Source organism: Flavobacterium haoranii (assembly GCF_009363055.1).
GTDB lineage: Bacteria > Bacteroidota > Bacteroidia > Flavobacteriales > Flavobacteriaceae > Flavobacterium > Flavobacterium haoranii.
In genome coordinates this window covers 2,268,453-2,290,493 of record NZ_CP045292.1, presented here as the reverse complement: position 1 = coordinate 2,290,493, position 22,041 = coordinate 2,268,453, and the positions used below count along the sequence as shown (strand labels likewise).

At 31.8% G+C, this 22,041-nt stretch carries 20 protein-coding genes and 1 pseudogene; 9 read left to right on the top strand and 12 right to left on the bottom strand.

All coding sequences use genetic code 11. From position 1 onward, the window contains the following. Positions 1-84 precede the first annotated feature (84 nt). The 4 genes from gmk (at position 85) to GCU34_RS10925 (ending at position 2,969) form a co-directional block, all read left to right on the top strand. Complete coding sequence (gene gmk / locus GCU34_RS10940; protein WP_072782115.1) at positions 85-657, top strand: guanylate kinase; 573 nt, start codon at positions 85-87, stop codon at positions 655-657. 9 nt (positions 658-666) lie between these two features. Next, the gene (gene nadD, locus GCU34_RS10935; RefSeq protein ID WP_072782117.1) at positions 667-1,248 is read left to right on the top strand and encodes a nicotinate (nicotinamide) nucleotide adenylyltransferase; all 582 of its coding nucleotides are present in this window, start codon (positions 667-669) and stop codon (positions 1,246-1,248) included. 3 nt (positions 1,249-1,251) lie between these two features. Continuing rightward, positions 1,252-1,731, top strand: coding sequence for a hypothetical protein (locus GCU34_RS10930; protein WP_072782119.1), 480 nt, complete (start codon positions 1,252-1,254; stop codon positions 1,729-1,731). 77 nt (positions 1,732-1,808) lie between these two features. After that, positions 1,809-2,969 carry an iron-containing alcohol dehydrogenase gene (locus GCU34_RS10925; RefSeq protein WP_072782121.1) on the top strand — a complete coding sequence of 387 codons (1,161 nt, stop codon included), beginning with the start codon at positions 1,809-1,811 and terminating at the stop codon, positions 2,967-2,969. Between the two features lie 102 nt (positions 2,970-3,071). Here GCU34_RS10925 and GCU34_RS10920 read toward each other — a convergent pair whose 3' ends face one another. Next, positions 3,072-4,625: an NHL domain-containing protein gene (locus GCU34_RS10920; protein WP_178138333.1), complete on the bottom strand. Its 1,554-nt coding sequence runs from the start codon at positions 4,623-4,625 to the stop codon at positions 3,072-3,074. A gap of 242 nt (positions 4,626-4,867) precedes the next feature. Between GCU34_RS10920 and GCU34_RS10915 the strand changes: the two genes are divergently transcribed. Further along, on the top strand, positions 4,868-5,863 hold the full coding sequence (locus tag GCU34_RS10915; protein WP_072782125.1) for an NAD(P)H-dependent glycerol-3-phosphate dehydrogenase: 996 nt from the start codon (positions 4,868-4,870) through the stop codon (positions 5,861-5,863). A 157-nt stretch (positions 5,864-6,020) separates the two neighbouring features. Then, the gene (locus GCU34_RS10910) at positions 6,021-6,998 is read left to right on the top strand and encodes a TerC/Alx family metal homeostasis membrane protein (protein ID WP_072782127.1); all 978 of its coding nucleotides are present in this window, start codon (positions 6,021-6,023) and stop codon (positions 6,996-6,998) included. Positions 6,999-7,059: 61 nt separating this feature from the next. On the opposite strand, the gene GCU34_RS10905 is transcribed toward GCU34_RS10910, so the two are convergent. From GCU34_RS10905 to GCU34_RS10890, 4 genes are all read right to left on the bottom strand, one after another. Further along, entirely contained in the window at positions 7,060-7,467 is a 408-nt protein-coding gene (locus GCU34_RS10905; RefSeq protein ID WP_072782129.1) for a hypothetical protein, read from the bottom strand. A 49-nt stretch (positions 7,468-7,516) separates the two neighbouring features. Beyond that, a complete protein-coding gene (pheS, locus tag GCU34_RS10900; protein ID WP_072782130.1) occupies positions 7,517-8,536 on the bottom strand; it encodes a phenylalanine--tRNA ligase subunit alpha in 1,020 nt (339 codons plus the stop codon). 86 nt (positions 8,537-8,622) lie between these two features. Continuing rightward, complete coding sequence (locus tag GCU34_RS10895) at positions 8,623-9,585, bottom strand: bile acid:sodium symporter family protein (RefSeq protein ID WP_072782132.1); 963 nt, start codon at positions 9,583-9,585, stop codon at positions 8,623-8,625. Positions 9,586-9,594: 9 nt separating this feature from the next. Further along, entirely contained in the window at positions 9,595-9,951 is a 357-nt protein-coding gene (locus GCU34_RS10890; protein WP_072782134.1) for a hypothetical protein, read from the bottom strand. A 144-nt stretch (positions 9,952-10,095) separates the two neighbouring features. Between GCU34_RS10890 and GCU34_RS10885 the strand changes: the two genes are divergently transcribed. Continuing rightward, positions 10,096-10,671 (top strand): CvpA family protein, encoded by a 576-nt coding sequence (locus tag GCU34_RS10885; protein ID WP_072782135.1) that lies wholly within the window; start codon positions 10,096-10,098, stop codon positions 10,669-10,671. A gap of 36 nt (positions 10,672-10,707) precedes the next feature. On the opposite strand, the pseudogene GCU34_RS10880 reads toward GCU34_RS10885, so the two are convergent. Then, positions 10,708-13,274, bottom strand: a pseudogene (locus GCU34_RS10880) (adenosylcobalamin-dependent ribonucleoside-diphosphate reductase). Positions 13,275-13,845: 571 nt separating this feature from the next. Here GCU34_RS10880 and GCU34_RS14000 point away from each other — a divergent pair. Both GCU34_RS14000 and GCU34_RS10875 read left to right on the top strand, forming a co-directional pair. After that, on the top strand, positions 13,846-14,004 hold the full coding sequence (locus GCU34_RS14000; protein ID WP_218587725.1) for a hypothetical protein: 159 nt from the start codon (positions 13,846-13,848) through the stop codon (positions 14,002-14,004). Between the two features lie 4 nt (positions 14,005-14,008). Continuing rightward, a complete protein-coding gene (locus GCU34_RS10875; RefSeq protein WP_218587726.1) occupies positions 14,009-14,821 on the top strand; it encodes an MFS transporter in 813 nt (270 codons plus the stop codon). On the opposite strand, the gene GCU34_RS10870 is transcribed toward GCU34_RS10875, so the two are convergent. From GCU34_RS10870 to GCU34_RS10845, 6 genes are all read right to left on the bottom strand, one after another. Beyond that, a complete protein-coding gene (locus GCU34_RS10870; protein WP_072782139.1) occupies positions 14,814-15,575 on the bottom strand; it encodes a tetratricopeptide repeat protein in 762 nt (253 codons plus the stop codon). The genes GCU34_RS10875 and GCU34_RS10870 overlap by 8 nt on opposite strands. A 1-nt stretch (position 15,576) precedes the next feature. Then, the gene (locus GCU34_RS10865) at positions 15,577-17,337 is read right to left on the bottom strand and encodes a BatD family protein (RefSeq protein WP_072782140.1); all 1,761 of its coding nucleotides are present in this window, start codon (positions 17,335-17,337) and stop codon (positions 15,577-15,579) included. 63 nt (positions 17,338-17,400) lie between these two features. Then, complete coding sequence (locus GCU34_RS10860; protein WP_072782142.1) at positions 17,401-18,204, bottom strand: tetratricopeptide repeat protein; 804 nt, start codon at positions 18,202-18,204, stop codon at positions 17,401-17,403. Between the two features lie 57 nt (positions 18,205-18,261). Then, positions 18,262-19,296: a vWA domain-containing protein gene (locus GCU34_RS10855; protein WP_072782144.1), complete on the bottom strand. Its 1,035-nt coding sequence runs from the start codon at positions 19,294-19,296 to the stop codon at positions 18,262-18,264. 51 nt (positions 19,297-19,347) lie between these two features. Next, the gene (locus GCU34_RS10850; RefSeq protein ID WP_072782146.1) at positions 19,348-20,352 is read right to left on the bottom strand and encodes a vWA domain-containing protein; all 1,005 of its coding nucleotides are present in this window, start codon (positions 20,350-20,352) and stop codon (positions 19,348-19,350) included. Then, positions 20,345-22,030 (bottom strand): BatD family protein, encoded by a 1,686-nt coding sequence (locus GCU34_RS10845; protein ID WP_084656829.1) that lies wholly within the window; start codon positions 22,028-22,030, stop codon positions 20,345-20,347. Before GCU34_RS10845 ends, GCU34_RS10850 begins: the two co-directional genes overlap by 8 nt. Positions 22,031-22,041: the final 11 nt, after the last annotated feature.

Below are 22,041 nucleotides of genomic sequence, written 5' to 3'. Positions count from 1 at the left end.
GCCATAAGCAATAGGCTTTAGGCAAAAGACACAACTAAAAACAAAAGCTTAGAGCAAATTGCTTAAAGCTTAAAGCTTATAAAAATGACTAAAGGAAAGTTAATAGTATTTTCAGCACCTTCTGGTTCAGGAAAAACAACTATAGTTCGACATTTATTAGGAAAAGAAGATTTAAACTTAGAGTTTTCAATTTCTTGTACTACTCGCCAACCAAGAGGTGAAGAAATTAATGGTAAAGATTATTATTTTATTTCTTGGCAAGAATTTAAAAATCACATAAAAGCTGAAGATTTTGTAGAATGGGAAGAAGTGTATACTGATAATTTCTACGGCACGTTAAAAGTAGAAGTGGAAAGAATTTGGGCTTTAGGAAAACATGTTATTTTTGATATTGATGTAGCAGGAGGATTGCGAATCAAACATAAATTTCCAGAAGAAACTTTAGCTGTTTTTGTAAAACCACCTAGTGTAGACGAGTTAAAACGTCGTTTAAAAGAACGTTCAACAGAAAGTGATGATAAAATTAATATGCGCATTGCAAAAGCTCACGTAGAATTAGCAACTGCACCGCAATTTGATACTATCATAAAAAATTATGATTTAGATACAGCTAAAGAAGAGGCTTATCAATTAGTTAAAGACTTTATTTCGAAATAGTTTTATAAAATGAAGGTTGGTTTATACTTCGGAACATTTAACCCTATTCACATTGGTCATTTAATTATTGCCAATCATATGGCAGAGCATTCTGATTTAGACCAAATTTGGATGGTCGTTACGCCGCATAATCCACATAAAAAGAAAAATACGTTGCTTGATGATTACCATCGTTTACACATGGTACATTTGGCGACGGAAGATTATCCTAAAATTCAACCTTCCGATATTGAATTTAAGTTACCGCAACCCAATTATACGGTAAATACATTAGCGCATTTACAAGAAAAATTTCCAACTCATGAATTTTCATTAATTATGGGTGAAGACAATTTGAATTCGCTTCATAAATGGAAAAACTATGAAGTTATTCTTCAAAATCATCATATTTATGTGTATCCAAGATTAAACTCTGGAGAAATGGACGAACAATTTGTAAATCATCCTAAAATACATCGTATTGGTGCACCTGTGGTTGAATTATCATCAACCTTTATTCGAAACAGTATTAAAGAAGGAAAAAATATTACACCTATGCTGTCTTCAAAAGTTTGGGAATATGTAGAACATAATTTGTTTTATAAAAAGTAATTAATGGAAAACGGAAAAGGCTTTATATCATTAAAAACAGTTTCTGATTATTGGAACAAAGTTTTATTTGATTATAATCTTTTGAAACAAAACCCACTAAATGTATACTTAGCTTTTAATTTTTTTGTAACATCATACCATTTAGTTGATTGGGTTTTTGAAGGTAAAACTTCCAAAGGATGTTCAGAAAGAAAATTATTTGAAGAAAGTTCTTTGGTTAGAATAAATTATCATATTTGCAATGGAGCAAAACATTTCGAACCAAAGAAGAATAATAAAAATAATTCTGTAAAAGAAATTGAAGATACCGGATATGCAGATAACGATTATTGTTCTGAAGAATATTTTGAAAATGACATACTTATTTATCTAGAAGAAGAGTTTGTATCTGAGTTTGGAAATTCAATTGAAATAATAAACTTGGCTGACAAAATTGTTTCTTTCTGGAAAGAAGAATTAACTAAAAGAAATCTTATCTATTAACATTCCTTTACAATCTGTTCCCAATCGCTTTTTGTAACTTTGACAAGATGCTGAACTAAATTCAGCATGACAATGTTATGAACAATTTTGAATTATACAATCCTGTAAACTATGTCTTTGGAAAAGGACAAATCGCAAAACTTTCTGATTTAGTAACGTCTAAAAAAATACTTTTAACCTATGGTGGTGGAAGTATTTTTAAAAATGGTGTTTACGAGCAAGTTAAAGCTGCACTTTCTGGTGTTGAAATTATTGAATTTGGTGGAATTGAACCGAATCCGCGTTTTGAAACGCTAATGAAAGCGATTGAAATCATTCGCAAAGAAAAAATTGATTTCATTTTAGCTGTTGGCGGTGGAAGTGTTATTGATGGAACCAAATTTATTTCGGCAACGGTTCATTTTGAAGGCAACGAAGCCGATATTTTACACAAACGCATTTTATTTAAAGACACTTCAAAAGTGGTGCCTTTTGGAACGGTTTTAACATTACCCGCTACAGGTTCTGAAATGAATTCAGGTGCTGTTGTGACTATTGAAGCAACACAAGAAAAATTGACTTTAGGCGGAAGTGCTTTATTTCCTGTTTTCTCTATTGTAGATCCAACAGTAATTGAATCATTACCGAAAAGACAATTGCAAAATGGCGTAGTAGATGCTTTTACACATGTAATGGAGCAATATTTAACCTATAATCATGATGCTTTACTTCAAGACAGAATTGCAGAAGGCATTTTACAAACTTTGGTAGAAATTGGTCCGAAAGTAATTGAAAATCCAACCGATTATAGATTGGCCTCCAACTTTGTTTGGTGTGCAACTATGGCGTTAAATGGCTTACTTAATAAAGGTGTTCCAACCGATTGGGCAACGCATATGATTGGTCACGAACTAACCGCTTTATATGAAATCGATCATGCGCGAACATTGGCAATTATTGGTCCGAATTTATACAAAGTAATGTTTGATTCTAAAAAGGAAAAATTAGTACAATACGGAAAACGCGTTTGGAATTTAACTGGAACTGATGAAAAAATTGCACAAAAAGCAATTGAAAAAACCACTGAATTTTTTCAAAGCGTTGGTATGAAAACCAAGTTATCAGAAAACACAGAAAACTATCAAGAAACAGCTTCTTTTATTGTTAATCGATTTGAAGAAAGAGGTTGGAAAGGTTTGGGCGAAAAGCAATTGGTAACTTTAGATAAAGTAAAAGAAATTGTAGAAATGAGCTATTAATTTCTTTTATCAAAAAACGTCAATTCGAGTGAATTCTAGAAGAATAATTTATATCGAGAATAATTTTTCTCGTGTTCTCGACTTCACTCGAACTGACGAGTTTTACTTTTTAATAATTTGTAAAATTTCGGTTTTAGATTCAAAAACTATTTTTGCAAAATAAATGCCATTCAATTTATTTTTGAAATCTATCTTTTGTAACAATTCTTGAGGCTTAAAATGTAAAACTTCTTGTCCTAAAACATTAAAAATTAAAACTTCCGTTGGTAATTCATTTTTAAATTCGAAAAGTAATTCTGATTCAAAAGGATTGGGATATACTTTAGTAATAGAATTATTAAATGAATCTGTTGAAAGTGTGTTTACTTCAATACTTAATACAAAAGAACTTGTTCCATTCTCGTTTTCAGCTGTAACAGTATAATCTGTTAATGGTGAAACTTCTGTTGGTGTTCCTGAAATTTCACCAGTTTGTTCGTTAAAAACTAATCCTGCAGGTAATTGTGGAGCAATCGTATATCGGTAAATTTTTATTTTCCGTATTTTATGATTATTATAATCTGTAACATAAAATTCCGTTTCGTTTTTAGCTATAATACCTGTTAAAGCTCTGAAAGAAGCAACTGAAGCAACACCGTCTACTGCACCACCTTCACCAGTTCCTGCAAATGTGGTTACATTTCCTTGAGCATCAATTTTTCTTACTTTTCTATTACCACTATCGGTAACATAAAAATTCTCAATTCCATCAAATGCTACAACAGCAGGTAAATTAAGTGTTGCATTCGAAGCATTTCCATCAACATTTCCTGCTATTCCAGTTCCAACAAATGTGATTACATTACCAAGTACATCAATCTTTCTAATTTTATGATTACTATAATCTGCCACATAAACATTTCCAAAATTATCTAAACATAAACCTGTAGGTCCGTTAAATTTAGCAATTGTCGTATTTCCATCTAAATCTCCAGAAACACCACCAATTCCAGCATAAGTGGTAACATCTCCTGTTGGAGTTATTTTTCTAATACAATGATTTCCCCAGTCGGCTACATATAAATTATCTTGAGTATCAATCGCCATTGCGGCAGGATAATTAAACCTAGCATTAGTACCATTTCCATCTACATAACCTGCTGTATTTGTTCCAACAAAATTTGAAACCATTCCATCAGTTGTAAACTTTCTAATCTTATGATTACTTTGATCTGAAATATAGATTGTACCATCCGATGCTACAACGGCACCATCAGGATAACGAAATGTAGAAGATGTTGCTACGCCATTAACTGAACCCAAAGCACCAGTACCAGCAATTGTAGTAACTTGTCCGTTTGCAATTTTTCTTATTTTATTATTACTTCTATCGACTACAATTAAATCTTGATTATTATCAAATATTGAAATCGTAGGTAAATTAAAACTACTTGTTAAAAGCGACCCATCTACTGAACCTATAGAACCTGTACCTGCATAAGTTGAAACAATGGGCTCATTTGGCACATTTCCTCCAGTATTAATAGGAACTAATGGAGTTATTGATTCGTTTATTGAAAATGTATTTGGGGTATTGTAAGTGATTTGAGGCGCTTGAGAAAAAACAACGCCAATGTATAATAAAGAAAAAAAATAAACTAAAAATTTGGTTTTCATAGCTTTAATTTGAAACAAAATTAAAACAAAAAACAGGATTATCGATAATAATCCTGTTTTTTTAACCAACCAAAACTTAATAGACTTAACCCAAAAACTATAAAGCAAGGTATTTATAAACATAAAACAGAATATTAACGACGAATCAACGACTAAAATTGTATGACATAGTATAAATTAATGTTAATTTTTAAATTCACTAGAATTCTGTACCTTTGAAGTTCTGAAAATTTAAAAACAGAATGGAAAAACAACCAAAATTTGCCGTAATTGGCGGCGGAAGTTGGGCTACTGCAATAGCAAAGATGTTATGTGAAAACCAACAAAAAATTGCGTGGTATATGCGAAGTACTTACGCTATTGAGCATTTAAAACATCAAAAGCACAATCCTAATTATTTAAGCTCAGTTGAGTTTAACATCAATAAATTAGAACTTACAAATGACATTAATGAAGCGGTAAAATTTGCAGATTATATTATTTTTGCAATTCCTTCAGCATTTTTAAGTGGCGAATTAGAAAAATTAACCGAAAGCTTAAATGGAAAAGTAATTTTTTCAGCAATTAAAGGTATTGTTCCAGAAACTAGTTTAATTGTTGGAGAGCATTTTCATTCGAAATATGAAATTCCATATGAGAATATTGGTGTTATTACGGGGCCGTGTCATGCTGAAGAAGTAGCGCTTGAAAGACTTTCTTATTTAACTATTGCTTGTGGCGATAAAACTAAAGCAAAATTGGTAGCTAAAAACCTAAGCAGTCACTACATTAATGCTAAAATATCTGATGATATTATTGGAACAGAATATGCTGCCATGTTGAAAAACATTTATGCAATTGCTGCTGGTATTGCACACGGATTAGGTTATGGCGATAACTTTCAATCGGTTTTGATGAGTAATGGCATTCGCGAAATGAAAAAATTCATCCGCAAAGTTCATAAAATGAAACGTAACATTAACAATTCTGCTTATTTAGGTGATTTGTTAGTGACCGGTTATTCTATCTTTTCTAGAAATAGAATGTTTGGAAACATGATTGGTAAAGGATATACTGTAAAGTCAGCTCAAATGGAGATGAGCATGGTAGCGGAAGGTTATTATGCTACTAAAAGTGCTTATATGTTGAACCAAAAATATGGTGCAAAAACACCTATTATTGATGCTGTATATGAAATACTTTATGAAAATAAAGAACCCAAAAAAGTCTTTAAAAAATTAACCGAAAAATTAGACTAAGAAGACGTTCCTTTAAAAATATACTTAAAACACTAATTATCAATTATTTAAAAATTATGGTTAGTGTTTTTTTATTTTATAAAATATTGATAATCAAATTTTTATAAAATTTTCTCTTGGTTTAAAAAACTGAACTTACCTTTGCAAAAAAATAAAGATGGATCATTTAATAAATCACCCTGTAATCATTACTGTTTTTATTATTACTATTCTAGCAATGTTAATTTTAGATTTAGGATTACTTAATAAGAAAGGACATACTATTTCAAATAGAGAAGCCGCTATTTGGAGTGCTATTTGGATTTCCCTTGCTATGGGTTTCAGCGCTATTATTTATTATACAATGGGACTTGAAAAATTCACCCAATTTCAAGGTGCTTATTGGATTGAAAAAGCACTTTCCGTTGATAATTTGTTTGTTTTTATTCTCGTTTTCGGTTATTTTAATGTAGCTAAAGAAGCGCAACACAAAGTTTTATTTTGGGGTGTTTTAGGTGCTTTGTTTTTTAGAGCCATTTTTATTTTTTCAGGAGTTTGGATACTAAACTATACTTACTTACCTGAAATGGAATTATTTGGAGATTCTGTTAAAATCAATTATTTACTAACAATTTTTGGATTTATCTTAATTGTAGCTGGATTTAAATCGTGGTTTAGTCATGGTGAAGACGATGGCGATAAAGATTTTACTAAAAGTCCAGGGGCAAAATTAGTACATCGAATTTTTAAAGTTTCAGATAAATTTGATGGCGATAAATTTTTTACCATTCAAAATGGAATAAAAATGGCTACTCCTCTATTAGTAGTCGTAGCCATTATTGAATTTACCGATTTATTATTTGCTGTTGATAGTATTCCCGCTATTTTCGCAATTGCTCCAGACGATCCTTTTATCTTATATACCTCAAATATTTTTGCGATTTTAGGCCTTAGATCGCTTTATTTTCTTTTAGCCAACTTCATGTATATGTTTAGCCGTTTACACTTCGGATTGGCTTTAATTTTAGCTTTTATTGGAACCAAAATGCTAATTGCTCCTTGGATTCATATTTCATCACCCGTTTCACTCGCTGTTGTGGGAAGTATTTTAGTAATTTCCGTTTTATGGTCGATATTATTTCCGTATAAGAAATAAAAAAAATGTTTTAATTTTAGAAAGCAGACAATCTTATCAATAAATCTATACGTAAATTAATTTATACTGCTAAAACCCCACGACGAGCTATAACTGGTAAATCAGTTTGAGCATTTTCGTTGATACTGTTGGTTTTAAAGATAAATTTTTTGTCGTACAACTTACCATCGAGAAAATAAGTAAGTAAAAATTCATTGTTTAACTGCAAAACATTGTTTTCTAACAATTCTACTTTTACAGCCGTTTGCGGCGCTACTTCTTTAAAAGCGTGACGAAATGTTCCGGTTTTACGATTTTCACCGTTTATTAATCCGTAAGCACGAGAAACTACCATTGCCATTTCCAATGTTTGTTCAGTTTCATTTAATATATAAGCATACCAAGAGTTTTCTTGAAAATCATCGTTCCATTCTTGAATAGCTACAATATGAACGCCTTCTACTTTCGGAATAATAATGTCTTTTTTCATAGTAGTAAGAAACCCGAAAGCATGCCTTCGGGTTTTTATGTTATTAATGTTATAAACTTGATTTAAATTGTTCTAAGAAACGTACATCATTTTCGTAGAACATACGGATATCGCCAATTTGATACAACAACATCGCAATACGTTCGATTCCCATACCAAAAGCAAAACCAGTATATTCGTCTGGATTGATTCCACAGTTTTTCAAAACATTAGGATCCACCATCCCACAACCCATGATTTCTAACCAACCAGTTCCTTTTGTAATACGATAATCAATTTCATTATTTAATCCCCAGTAAATATCTACCTCAGCACTTGGTTCAGTAAATGGAAAATATGACGGACGCAAACGAATTTTAGATTTACCAAACATTTCTTTGGTGAAATACAACAAAGTCTGCTTTAAATCAGCAAATGAAACATCTTTGTCTATATACAAACCTTCCACTTGGTGGAAAATACAATGTGAACGAGATGAAACTGCTTCATTACGAAATACACGACCTGGAGAAATAGTACGAATAGGAGGCTGATTTGATTCCATATAGCGCACTTGAACAGATGATGTATGTGTACGTAATAAAATATCAGGATTAGTTTGAATAAAAAACGTATCCTGCATATCACGCGCTGGGTGATATTCTGGTAAATTTAATGCCGTGAAGTTATGCCAATCATCTTCAATTTCTGGACCTTCAGAAACATTAAACCCAACATTTGAAAATATATCAATGATTTGATTTTTTACAATAGAAATTGGATGACGAGAACCAAGATTAATGGGTTCGCCTGGTCGAGATAAATCTCCATAAATTCCTCTAGCAACTTCTTTGCTTTCTAATTGTTCTTGTAAAGCCGCAACTTTATCTTCAGCAGAAGTTTTTAACTGATTAATTACTTGTCCAAACTCTTTTTTCATTTCGTTTGGAACATTCTTAAAATCGGCAAAAAGTTCTTTTAAAAGCCCTTTACTTCCTAAATATTTAATACGGAATTCTTCTACTTTCTCCTTATTATCAGCATGAAAAGCTTTAACTTCTTCAATGTGATTTTTAATCTTATCTATCATTTCAAATCTTAAATAGGCTGCAAATTTACAAATTAAATTTTTTTGATTTGATTTAATTGTAAAGATTCACGTTTTAAGAACAAAAACTACTTATCTACTCTTGTTCCAAGTTTTGAAGCGATTACGCTAATAATGAAGATTTGAGCAGCGTGAAACAACATTAAGGGTAATAAAATTACGCCTGTAGGCATCGTTGCCGGAAACAGAATTTTTGAAAAAACAGTTCCGTGAACCAATGATTTTTTGGTTCCGCAAAATTGAGCGGTAATTTGGTCTTCACGGTTAAATTTCATTTTTTGAACTAAAAACCCAATGAAATAATACACGCTAAAGAACAATAGAATATCTGCTACTAAAATCAGAAGTAAATCTGTTAGCTTCACTGAAGTAAAGACTTTTTCTTCGAAAGATTCTGAAAAGCTTTTGTAAATAATGATTAAAATAATCGTTTTATCGAATAACGTTAATTGCTTGTTGTATTTAGCTGTATATTTTCCTAAAAAACGCTGCAATAGTAAACCTAAGATAACAGGTACTAAAATCTCTGTCAAAAGTTTGATATAAATAACACCCAAATCGAAATCGGCAGTAGATTGTTGTAAAAACATTCCCATCCAAAGTGGTGTTAAAGCAATTCCTATTAAACCTGAAATACTGGCATTAAAAATGGCTGCCGGAATATTTCCGTTGGCAATAGAAACCATGACAACCGAAGACGAAACCGTTGAAGGCAAAGCCGCTAAAAACAAAAATGCCAACCAAATCATTTCGGTATGTTCTGAAGAAGCCAATGGCCTGAATAGTAAAACCACAATTGGAAACAACAAAAAAGTAGCCAATTGAACCACAACGTGCAATTTCCAGTTTTTGAGTCCGCTTTTGATTTTATCAGGATGCAGTTTTAATCCGTAGAAAAAGAAAATCAAGGAAATTCCTAAACTTCCTATAATATCTAAAGGTATTGGACTTTCTTTTGAACCCCACTGCGGGAACAAATAGGCCAAGAACACAATTCCTATTATTGCTAAAACAAATTTATCTATTTTCATTAATCGGATTTAATCTATAAGCTCCTTCTCTAAAAAATAATTTACAACAGCTTCTTTCATTAAAACGGCTTGCTCTCCGGCTTTTAGCAAAGGTAATTGTTCTTTTACTTTGTAATGTGGCCAGCCGTCGTTATCGAAATATTCGAATTCGTAATAACCATAAGGTTCAAGCAAACGACAAATAGCAATGTGCATTAGGTTTACTTTTTCGTCTTTTTTGAAAGTTTGTTTAAATTTACCCAATTCTTGAATTCCAATTAGATAAATAATTCCATCTAAATCGAGTTCGTCTCCATCTGTAAATTTATCAGATAATATTTTGACAACGCTTTCCCAGCGCTCTTTTAATTGTTCGTCTCTGGACATTTTTTTAAGATGAAAGAAAAAAGAGAAAAGAAAAAAGACTTTTCCCAACTTTCTATATTAGTTTTGCAAAGATAAAGGATGGTTTCGTTTTTTACACAATCTGTCGTCTTTGTTCTTTATTCTTTCATCTATTTTCTTGAAAACATGAGTTTTATTGACATTGTATTCGCCGTATTCTTGAGTTATGCTTTATATAAAGGTATTAAAAATGGACTTTTTGTTGAATTGGCTTCGCTTATCGCCCTAGTGGCCGGAATTTTTGTAGCTATAAAATTTTCGTATGTTTTAAAATCGGTTTTGGAAACCAAAGTAAGTTGGGAACCCAAATACATCGAGATTTCAGCTTTTGCACTAACCTTTATTCTTGTGGTCGTGATTATTCATCTTTCGGCTAAAGTATTGACTAAAATAGCCGATTTTGCTTATTTAGGTTGGATGAATAAATTAGCCGGAGCTTTTTTTAGTGCTATAAAAACCATTTTGATGTTAAGCGTTGTGATTTTGCTTTTCGAAAAAATGAATGTGAACAATATGCTAGTTGAACAAGAAACACTGGACGAATCTATTTTTTATAATCCAACGAAAGAAATCTCAGCTTTTTTATATCCGAAGATTGAAGAATGGTATGAAAATAGTATTCAGCCTTCAGTTGACAGTGAACGGTCAAACGACTTAGAAGACGAAAATACCGAATCTGATAGTGAACAACAAACAGAATAATTCCAATAAAAAAGGAGCTTAAAAGCTCCTTTTTATTTATCCGCATTTAGACGAACCACAATCTTTGCAAGTCAAACAACCTTCTTGATACATTAAATGGGTTCCACCGCAATTGCCACATTTTTGTCCGCTTGCCGTTGTACCATCCGGAATGTAACGTTTTAATGCGCGTGCAACTCCGTTTTTCCATGTATTAATAGATTCGTTATCTAACTGCAATCCGTTAATTAATTCTACAATATTGTCGATTTCTAATCCGTGACGTAAAGTTCCAGAAAATAATTTGGCATAATTCCAAAACTCTGGGTTAAATCGGTACGACAAACCTTCAATTGTTGTTTTGTAGCCTCTTGGATTTACATATTGAAAATCGTAACGAGAATTTCCTTTTTCGTCTCTGTTTTTGATAATGAAACCATCGTTTACCCAACGCGGTAATAAAATTCCGTCTTCGTCGTCGGCTAAACCGGTGAAAATTTCATAAGGTTGCTCATCAATTTTTCCGATAAAGGCAATCCATTTTTCTTTATTGTTTTGAAAACGAACCACATCAGCTTCCAAAACTTGAGGACGTTTCGTTGGAAATACACGTTTGAACGTTACATCCATTTCTTCCACTTCTTTTTCTTTTTTCTCGTCATTTGCAATTAAAACGCCCGAACGCGAACCATCACGATAAACGGTTACACCTTTACAACCTACTTCCCAAGCTTTTAAATACAATTGGTTTACCAAATCTTCTGTGGCGTCATTTGGGATATTAATCGTTACCGAAATCGAATGATCGACCCATTTTTGAATAGCGCCTTGCATTTCTACTTTGCTCAACCAATCCACATCGTTTGACGTTGCTTTGTAATAAGGCGATTGTTCGATGATTTTATCTAATTCTTCGTTAGAATAATTTACAGAAGTATCGATTCCGTTTACTTCCATCCATTGTTTGAATTTGTGATGGAACACGATGTATTCTTCCCAAGAATCGCCAACTTCATCTACGAAATCTACGCGAACATCTTTATCGTTAGGGTTTACTTTTCTTCTTCTTTTATAGACCGGCATAAACACAGGCTCAATTCCTGAAGTTGTTTGTGCCATTAACGAAGTTGTACCCGTTGGTGCAATCGTCAATAAAGCAATATTTCTACGACCATACTTTTGCATGTCCCGGAACAAAGCTTCATCAGCTTCTTTAATTCGTTGTACGAATGGATTATTTACTTCTCTTTGCGCCTCAAAAATGGTAAAAGCGCCACGTTCTTTAGCCATTTCTACTGACGAACGATAGGCTGCTAATGCTAAAGTTTTATGAACATTTACTGAAAATTCGTTTCCTTCTTTGCTTCCGTAGCGAATTCCTAAAGCGGCTAACATATCGCCTTCGGCAGTGATTCCTACTCCGGTTCTACGACCTTCTTTAGCTTTTTACGAATTTCTAACCAAAGGTTACGTTCTATTCTTTTGATTTCTTCTTCTTCCGGATCTTCATCAATTTTAGCTAAAATAGCATCTACTTTTTCCAATTCTAAATCGATAATATCATCCATCATGCGTTGCGCATAACCCACGTGTTCTTTGAACAAATCGAAATCGAAATACGCTTCGCTTGTAAATGGATTTTGTACATACGAAAACAAATTAATCGCCAACAAACGGCACGAATCGTAAGGACACAAAGGAATTTCTCCACACGGATTGGTAGAAATCGTTTTGTAACCTAAATCGGCATAACAATCGGGTAATGATTCACGGATAATGGTATCCCAAAATAAAATTCCGGGTTCAGCCGATTGCCAAGCGTTGTGCACAATTTTCTTCCAAATATCTACAGCATCAATTTTTTTAGATACTACCGGACTTGGACTAAACGTTGGATACTTTTGAGTGTAAGCTTCTCCACTTTTTACCGCCTGCATGAAGCCGTCGTCAATTCGAACAGAAACATTGGCTCCTGTAATTTTTCCTTGTTCTAATTTGGCATCAATAAAATCTTCTGCATCCGGATGATTGATAGAAACCGACAACATCAAGGCACCACGTCTTCCATCTTGCGCAACTTCGCGAGTAGAATTAGAATAACGCTCCATAAACGGAACCAAACCTGTTGATGTTAACGCAGAATTTTTAACTGGTGAACCTTTCGGACGAATGTGAGACAAATCGTGTCCCACTCCACCGCGGCGTTTCATTAATTGTACTTGCTCTTGGTCAATTTTCATGATTCCACCATAAGAATCACTTTCTCCATTGTTTCCAATTACAAAACAATTAGACAAAGAAGCCACTTGATACGGATTTCCGATTCCTGTCATAGGACTTCCTTGCGGAATAATGTAGGTAAAGTTTTTAATTAAATCGTACACTTCTGTTTCAGAAAGTGGATTTGGATATTGTTTTTCGATTCGGGCAATTTCAGAAGCAATTCTACGATGCATATCTTCTGGAGATTTTTCATAAATATTCCCTTCAGAATCTTTTAACGCATATTTATTTAACCAAACTCTAGCGGCCAAATCATCTCCTTTAAAATACACTAAAGAAGCTTGATACGCTTCTTCATTCGTATAAATTTGCTTTTTTTGAACTTCTAAACTTGTATCCATAATTTTATTTTTTGTCTTCACAAAAGTAAAAAATAAAATTTTTAAAATAATTAAATTTAAAAAAGTTAACAAAAAATATTATTTAAATAATTGAAAATTATTTATTTAGTTTTTTTAAAAAGTTAAAAAGTTTACAAATTTTAAATTTTATTTTTAAAATGGTAGTTATATGTTTCATTTTTTTAATAATCACAAAAACAAGCAAACAACGGTTTAATTGTCAAATGCAAAATTTTATTCATGATTTTTTTTCATAATCATAAAAATTACGATATCACTTAAATCTCTTCTGACAAACAAAAAGAATATTAGTAATACACCTTAAATTTGCATTTTTAAATTACCATTTCTACAAAATGCCAAAAACGATTTCCTTAAGACTCGATCAATCTAAAATGCAAATCATAACTTATGTTTGGCTAACCTTTTTGGGTATTTGTGTATTGGATTACCACTAGCTATTTAACCAATATTTATTCATAAAAATTTAGGCTATAGTGAAATAGTTGCCGGAATAATCATCAGTTTACAATATATCGCTACTTTTTTAGTGAGAGGATTAACTGGAAAAATGGTAGATACCAAAGGGCCAAAACTAGCGGTTTTGATTAGCATGAGTAGTTTTTTAGTAAGTGGAATTTTATTATTTGTTGCCTTTCAGTTTGAAGAAGCTCAAATGATAAGTCTTATTCTTTTGGCTATAACTCGTTTAATTACTTGGTTGTGCTGAAGGAATGATTGGCGCTAGTCCTATCAATTGGGCGATGTTAGTTGCTGGAAATGAACACACCGCAACTGCCATTTCCTATAACGAAATTGCTTGTTATGGAGCTTTAGCTATTGGCGCTCCTCTTGGAGTTATCTTAAGTAAAAATTTAGGAATGGAGCATATTGCAATTGCAATTTTTATAACCGCTTTATTAGGATTGGTATATACAAGTTCATTAAAACCTGTATATGGGAACTCAACCTCTGAACAAATTCCTTTTCTAAAAGTACTAAAACTAGTTACACCTTTTGGAATTTGTTTGGGTTTAGCCGGACTTGGTTTTGGAGGTTTATCCAACTTTATTACACTTTACTACGACTATTTTAATTGGAATAATGCGGCTTTGTGCTTAAGTGTGTTTAGTTCGTTATTTATTTTAGGACGAAGGTTATTTTCTAACCAAATCAATGTAAAAGGTGGTTTAAATGTTGCTTTAATTTGCTTGATTACTGAAGCAATTGGCTTGTTTTTATTGTTCTTAGCTCCTAATGAAAGTCTGGCATTAATTGGTGCTGCAATAGCAGGATTAGGATTTTCATTAGTATTCCCAGCGTTAGGAGTAGAAGCAGTAAAACTAGCTCCGGCTACCAATGCAGGTTCTGCGCTTGCTTGCTACGCACTTTTTATTGATCTTTCGCTTGGAGCAACAGGACCGCTTGAAGGAACTGTAATTAATGTATTTGGAATGAAATACTTGTTCTTGTTTTGTGCAATAATGGTTGTAGTGGGAATACTAATTGTGATTCGCTTAATGAATAAAAAGCAGACAGCTATTTAAGTTCTTTTATTGCGTCTTTTTTAATCCAGCCTTCCGTTTTATCAGTTAATTGAATACGTTTCCAATTATCTAAAGTTTCTTTTACATAAACTTTAGTTCCTTCGTGTAATTCAAATGCATTTTCAGAATTATTTTTTGGTTCCGATTTAACAAAAGTACTTTCAGCAAAAACAATTGCAGGTTTTATGGTATTGTCGAATCTTTTTTGAAGAAAAGCTGAAAGCACACTGGTTAGTAAAACAATTAGCAATAAAAACATTCCTACGAAAAAAATTCTTTTTAAAATGGTTAAATACGAAAAATAATAACCCACAAAAAACAACAAAAATGCTACTGCAGCAAAAACTGCAAGCCAAGCCCAATGATCATAAGATAAATTAGAAGTGAAATTGTATATGATTTTAGAAAAACCAACCTCGGGAACTACTTTAATATCATCTATAGCTAATTTTTGAGCAAAATGTAAATTGGTTACAATCGCTTCATCATCTGGATTAAGCAATAAGGCTTTTTCTAAATTATAAATAGACGGAGCTACTTTTCCTAATTTGTAATAAGCACTTCCTAAATTGTAATATAAATCGGCTGAAGCTACTTTTTGATCATCAAGAATGCTTTCATATTGAGTAATTGCCTCTTCATATTTACCATTTCTATAATTTTCGTTTGCTTTCTCAAAAAGAATTTGAGCCGCGTTTTGTGCCACTATAAAATTGGAAATTAAAAACGCTATGTAAACTAATATTTTGTTCATGTTATAACTGTTTTTCCAATTCTGAAATTAAACTTACTGCTCTTTCATAATCTGATTGCATTGCAACATCAGAAGATGGCGTATAACGTGCAAATTCGCAATCATCTACTAATTTAATAAATTGAGAAACTGTCGTTTCATTTGCATTTTTGGTCAACAATAACTCTTGAATATTTTCTTTACTCATTTCAGAAGTTTCAAGGTGTAATTTTGCTTTCAAGAAATTATGTAGAGCTTTTTCCATTGCCATATAGAACGGTACTTTGTTACCCATTTGTTTCTTAGCTTCAGAAAGATATTTCTTAGCCAATTTATTGTTTCGTTTTATTCTGTTACCAAATTCATCTGCATCAATAGCTTCTTTTTTCTTCTTCGCTAAAACAATTATCGGAATAATTAAAAATGGTGCAAATAATAATCCGTAAAATTTTGTACTACCAAAGAAATCCACTTTTTCAATTGGTTCAAAAGTAGAGGCTAATTTAATAAATTGAAACGTATTGAACTTCTCAACTTTTTGCTTTGCAGTTGAAGGAGAATTTTCGTTTGAAGCAACTGCATCTTTTCCTTGAAGTACATTAACTTCAATAGGATCTGAAACTATTGTTTTATAACTATTTGTTCTTAAATCAAAATATGAAAATTCTATTGGTTTAATAGTATATTTTCCTTTAAACTGAGGTACGATTGTGTAAGTATCTGAAACTTTTCCCGTAATTCCTGTAAGCGGCGTTTGAACTTGCTCTTGGTGTTGAGGATCAAAAGCTTCAAACGCACTTGGAAATTCTGGTTTTGGTAAATTGAATAATTTTAAGTTACCATCACCCGTAACACTGATTTCTAAATCTAATGATTCTCCGGTTTTTAATTCTGTTTTTGATGGTTTTACTTTGAAATCAAATTTTCCTACAGCTCCTGTAAAACTTGCTGGTTTTCCGTTTTCTGGTAATGCTTTTACAGTTACACTTTTTGCTCCTGCAGAAACTGTTTTAGAAGTAGTTTCATAATCCATCATTTCGAAGAATCCGCCCATTCTTTTACGAACTGGTATATCTACATCTAATTCGATTTTTAATGGCTCTAATTGCTTTATTCCTGTTTCTTGAGGATATAATAATACTTTGCGCCAAACAACCATTGCATAATCTTTGCCATTGTAAGTTCCTGGAACAGCTTCTAATTTTTTTATATCGATATGTTGGCTCCAAAAACCATTGTATTTTGGATTTTCGACCTCTCGTACATTTCTAACGGAAAATCTTGGATCAAAATATAATTTATAAACTACAGTAATAGGTTCGTTTAAATAAGGATTTCCTTTTGAAACATCTGCTACTAAATGAATTCCTTCTCCAGCTTTATACTCTGGACTATTTGGATCTTTAGGTTGTGTGATAGCATCTGTAACGGTAATTCTTATTGGTTTTGTAGCATATTCTTGTCCGTCGTATTCAATTTGAGCCGATTTGATTGTAAAGGTTCCTTTTGCAGTAGGCTGCAACATGTATGAATAACTTCTATTGAAAGATTTAACCCCGTTTACCCAAGAAAAGTTGGTCGATTGAAAAGGTCCGCCTACAACTCGAAATCCTTCAAAATTAGGTGGTGAAAAATTGTCTCCATCTTGATTGATTGAGAAGGAAACTTGAAATCTTTCGTTTAAAGCAACAGACGTTTTTTGAGCTTTTGCTTCGAAATTTACTTCTTGAGCAAAAGTCAAACTAGAAATTAAAAGTAATATGTAAAAATATATCTTGTTCATTTTTTAATGCTGATTCACTTAATTATGAGATTCCGAAAACAAGTTCGGAATGACAAAAATGTGTTACCAATCTTTATCATTTGTTGCAGGTTGTACCCTTACTTTCTTAGCATTTAATTTATCTTGAATTTTCTTTTCGGCATTATTAACAGCTTCTAATAAATTTTCTATTTGTTGCTTATTTGCACCAGAAGGCTTTTGTTGTTGGTTTTGATCTTCTTTTTCATCTCCTTGGTCTTTTTTATCATTGCCTTTATCATTAGGATCGTTTTTATCTTTTTGATCTCCTTTATCGTTATCTTTTTTGTCTTTGTTGTCGCCTTTATTATCTTTATCTTGATTGTTTCCTTTATCTTTATTTGACTGGTTTTGCTGATTTTGTTGATCTTGATTATTATTTCCTCCTTTTTTGTCTTTATTATCATTACCTTGAGGAGGATTTTCCTTTAATTTTTTCTTTGCTAAAGCAAAATTATATCTAGTTTCATCATCAAGTGGATTATTTCTAAGTGCATTTTTATAAGCTGCAACTGCACCTTGGTAATCTTTTTCTTGCATTAATGCATTTCCTAGATTGTGATAAGCTTTATGTTTTTGTTCTTTAGTTTTAGCTGTTTCTACTGCATTAAAAAATTTATACTTTGCTTCGCATGGATTATTTTGACGGTAAATACTATTTCCTAAATTATAATTTGCAGTAGACTTTGCTTCGGCATTATTAGATTGAGAAATTCTAAAATCGGCTTCAGCGTCTTTATAATCTTTTTTCTCAAAAGAAACTGTACCATCATATAAATCTTTGTCTTTGTTTTGAGCAAAAATTAATGATGAAATTAATAGAATTAAATATGTTATTATTTTGTTCATTTTCTAATCAAATTTTTCTTTATGAGATTTCTCGACTTCACTCGGAATGACAAAAATTTATTTTTCGTTAAATAAATTTAGCTTTTGTAACCATTTTGTTTTTCTTTCTAAAAAGAAAATATCTAATAATAACAATACAAAAGCTATACCAATAAACCATTGATATTGGGTTTGATATTCTGCAATTTGTTGTGTTTCAAACTCGGTTTTTTCAATATTGTCTAATGCATTTTTTATTTGCTCAACTACTTGTTTTGTTGAAGTTCCATCAATATAACCACCATTAGCGGCTTCAGCAATTGCCACTAAAGTTTCTTTATTGAGTTTAGTAATAACAACTTCGCCTTCTTTGTCTTTTTTATACTCTGCAACTGAACCATTACTTCCTTTTATTGGAATTGGGCCACCATTTACTGTTCCTACACCAATAGTTATGATTTTTACGCCTCTTTCTTCTGCAACAGCACTTGCTTCAGCATAACCTTCACCGTGATCTTCACCATCAGAAATTAAAATAATCAGTTTACTTGTATCTACAGCATCAAAATAATTTGTTGCCATATTAACTGCTTCTGCTAGAGCGGTACCTTGAGAAGAAACCATATCGGTATTCATACTTTGTAAATACATTTTAGCAATGCTATAATCAGTTGTCATTGGTAAAACAGGGTAAGCGCTCCCTGCGTAACCAATAATTCCTATCCTGTCTGTTCCTAGGTTATTGATAATTTGGCTCACCAATTGTTTTGCTTTATCTAAACGATTTGGGGCAACATCTTCAGCCAGCATACTTTTAGAAATATCGACAGCAAAAACAATATCGATACCTTGTCTTTTTACAGTTTCTAATTTTGTTCCAATTTTTGGATTAACCATAGCAATAATTAAAGCAACTAATGCTAAAGCTACTGTAACAAATTTCAAAATTGGTTTAAAAACCGACTTATTAGGAGCTAATTGTCTTAGTAAGTCGCTTTGAGAGAATTCGCGTTGTTTTTTTCGCTTCCAAAATAACTGAAATAGAAAAAGTGCTATAAGTAAGGCTACTATAGCTAATAGATATAAATATTTTGGTTCTTCTAATTGATACATTTTTAATCTAAATGACAACTACAAATAAGCAATTGTCAATTTTTAATTTTATTAAATAAATCCTCTAAAAACAGTATTTTTCAACAATAATTCTAAAGCTAATAAGAACAATGCAAATCCGACTAATGGTTTAAATTTTTCATCGAAGTTGAAATATTTTTGTTCTTCAATTTCTGTTGTTTCTAACTTATTAATTTCGGTATAAATTTCTGCAAGTTTTTTGTTACTTGTTGCTCTAAAATACTTTCCATCAGTAGTTTTTGCAATTTCCTTCATTAAACTTTCATCAATTTCTACAGGCATGTTTCTAAATAAAAACTGACCTGTTCTTGGATCTCTTGCATAAGGAAAAGGAGCTGTTCCATTGGTTCCGATTCCAATTGTGTAAACTTTTATTCCGTATTCTTTAGCAATATCAGCAGCCATTCTAGGATCAATTGTTCCAGCATTATTTACACCATCAGTTAACAAAATAATGACTCTGCTTTTTGCTTTACTATCTTTTAAACGATTAATTGCTGTTGCCAAACCAACACCAATTCCTGTTCCATCTGCCAAAATTGAATCGTCATATTCAATCGTTTTTAACGATTGTAAAACCATTGGTTTATCTGATGTCACTGGTGTTCTTGTATAACTTTCTCCTGCATACACTACCAATCCAATTCTATCGTTTACTCTATCTTGTACAAAAGTTGAAGCTACTCTTTTTAGCGCTTCTAAACGATTTGGTTTTAAATCTTTTGCCAACATACTACCCGAAACATCTATTGCCATAACAATATCTATTCCTTTTGTAACTCTAGACTTTGCAGAAACGTCTACACTTCTTGGTCTAGCTAATGCCACAATGATGCTACTTAAGGCTAACAATCGTAAAACAAAAAGTAACGGATGAAGTTTTGACAAAATAGATTGATGCTGAAAAGCAACCGTTGAACTCATTGTTAAGCTTGCAGCTTGTTGTTTTCTTTTCCAGAAATACCAACCAATTGCTAAAGGCAAAGCCAAAAACAACCAAAAAAACTGAGGATGTAAAAAAGTTACATTATTCATTTGGTATAGCTTTTTTTAATTCGATAGATTGAATAATTCTATCCATAATTTGACTTGCATATTCATCGTCTTTCTTAAATGCCAACATTAATTCCTGAGCTCCTCCATTTTGAGCAAAAATTAATACTTGATATTGCATCTCTACACTTTCTTTAGTTATCAAATTGACACCAGTAAAAGTACCAAATGCCTTTTTGCCAGTTAAACCTTTAGGATCTTCATAATCATCTACTTGTACTGTAATATTTTTAGCCCCTAAAGACTCCATTCCTTTTAAACGCGCTTCTAATGCTATATCTAAATCTATTTTTATTGTGTCATTAAGCTTTACTGTTCCTAAAGTAATGGCAATATTATCGGTTAAACTTCCATATCTAAAATCAGAAACTGATTTAATATTTGATGATAAATTATTTTGAATTTTTTCGTCTACAAATCTTTTTAAAACTTTTGGTGTAGAAATAGAAATAGCAGGATCTCCATAATCTGAAGTTACCCATTCACTTTCCAACAATGATTTAGAACTGTGACCGATAATATTATCTCTCACAAATTCTGTTCCTTTGGTAACAATAAAAAATACCCCTACAATACCTAAAAGCATAACTACTGCAGTAAGCGGAATAAGAATTCGTTGTAATTTTTGTTTTCTGTCTTTTTTACGTTTTAATTCTTCTGCGAATAAATTTTGGGTTTCTTCTTCACTTCTTGGAATTGCTTTATCGAGTGAAATTAAGAACGTATCTATTCCTTTTTTATCATTTTCAATTTCAAAATCTAATGGTTTAGACTTTGCAAATTTTACTAAATCGGCATTAGACATTACTTTTTTAAATTGATCTAATGTTTCGCGACTAAGTTTAATATTTTTATTTCTTACTGCAATAACAAGAGCTTCATACAATTCGGCTGAAGTACTTTCCATTGCTGGAACATCTACAGCTTCTTCAATATAAGTTCTTGTAATATCAGTTAATTCAGAATAGTAAGCTTTTGTTTCACCATGTTGCCAAAGCTCTCTCTTTTCAAGTGTTTGAAGTTTTGCTAAAGCTTTTTCGATAGGAGAAGCAAATAAAATCGCTTCTTTTTCATTTTTTATGGTTTGTCTTTTCTTAATAAAATAATACAATCCAAAACCAGTTGCAGCAATACCTAATAAAATTAGTATCGCCCACAACCACCAATAGCTAACAGGCTCTTCAACTTTTACAATATCTTTGATATCATACATTTGCTGTTTTGTTGTATCAACTACAACATTATTTACAACAATAGGAAAAGAATCGGTTTTTACAGTTTTATTATTAATTAACACAACCAATTGTGGCAGCACATAACGTCCCGAATCAAATTGTGTTAATCCGTATTTTTTTATTAATTCGTATTTATCCTTTATTTTAACTGTATCGACAGGATAAGATTCTAAAATTTCTAATGCTCCAAAAGTTTGTCCTTCTGGAAAAGAAACTTTATCTGTAGGCTTTACATTTGCTTTTATAGTTAAATTGAACTGTGAACCAATTTTAATAGCAGTTGAATCTACAGTTGAAGTTATCGATTGTGAAAAAGAGTATGCATTAATTAGAAAAAATAAAATTATGAGACATCTCGACTTCGCTCGATGTGACAAAGTAATATTTAATAAATCAATAGTATTAAATTTTTTATTTAGATTCATTGTCTTTCTTC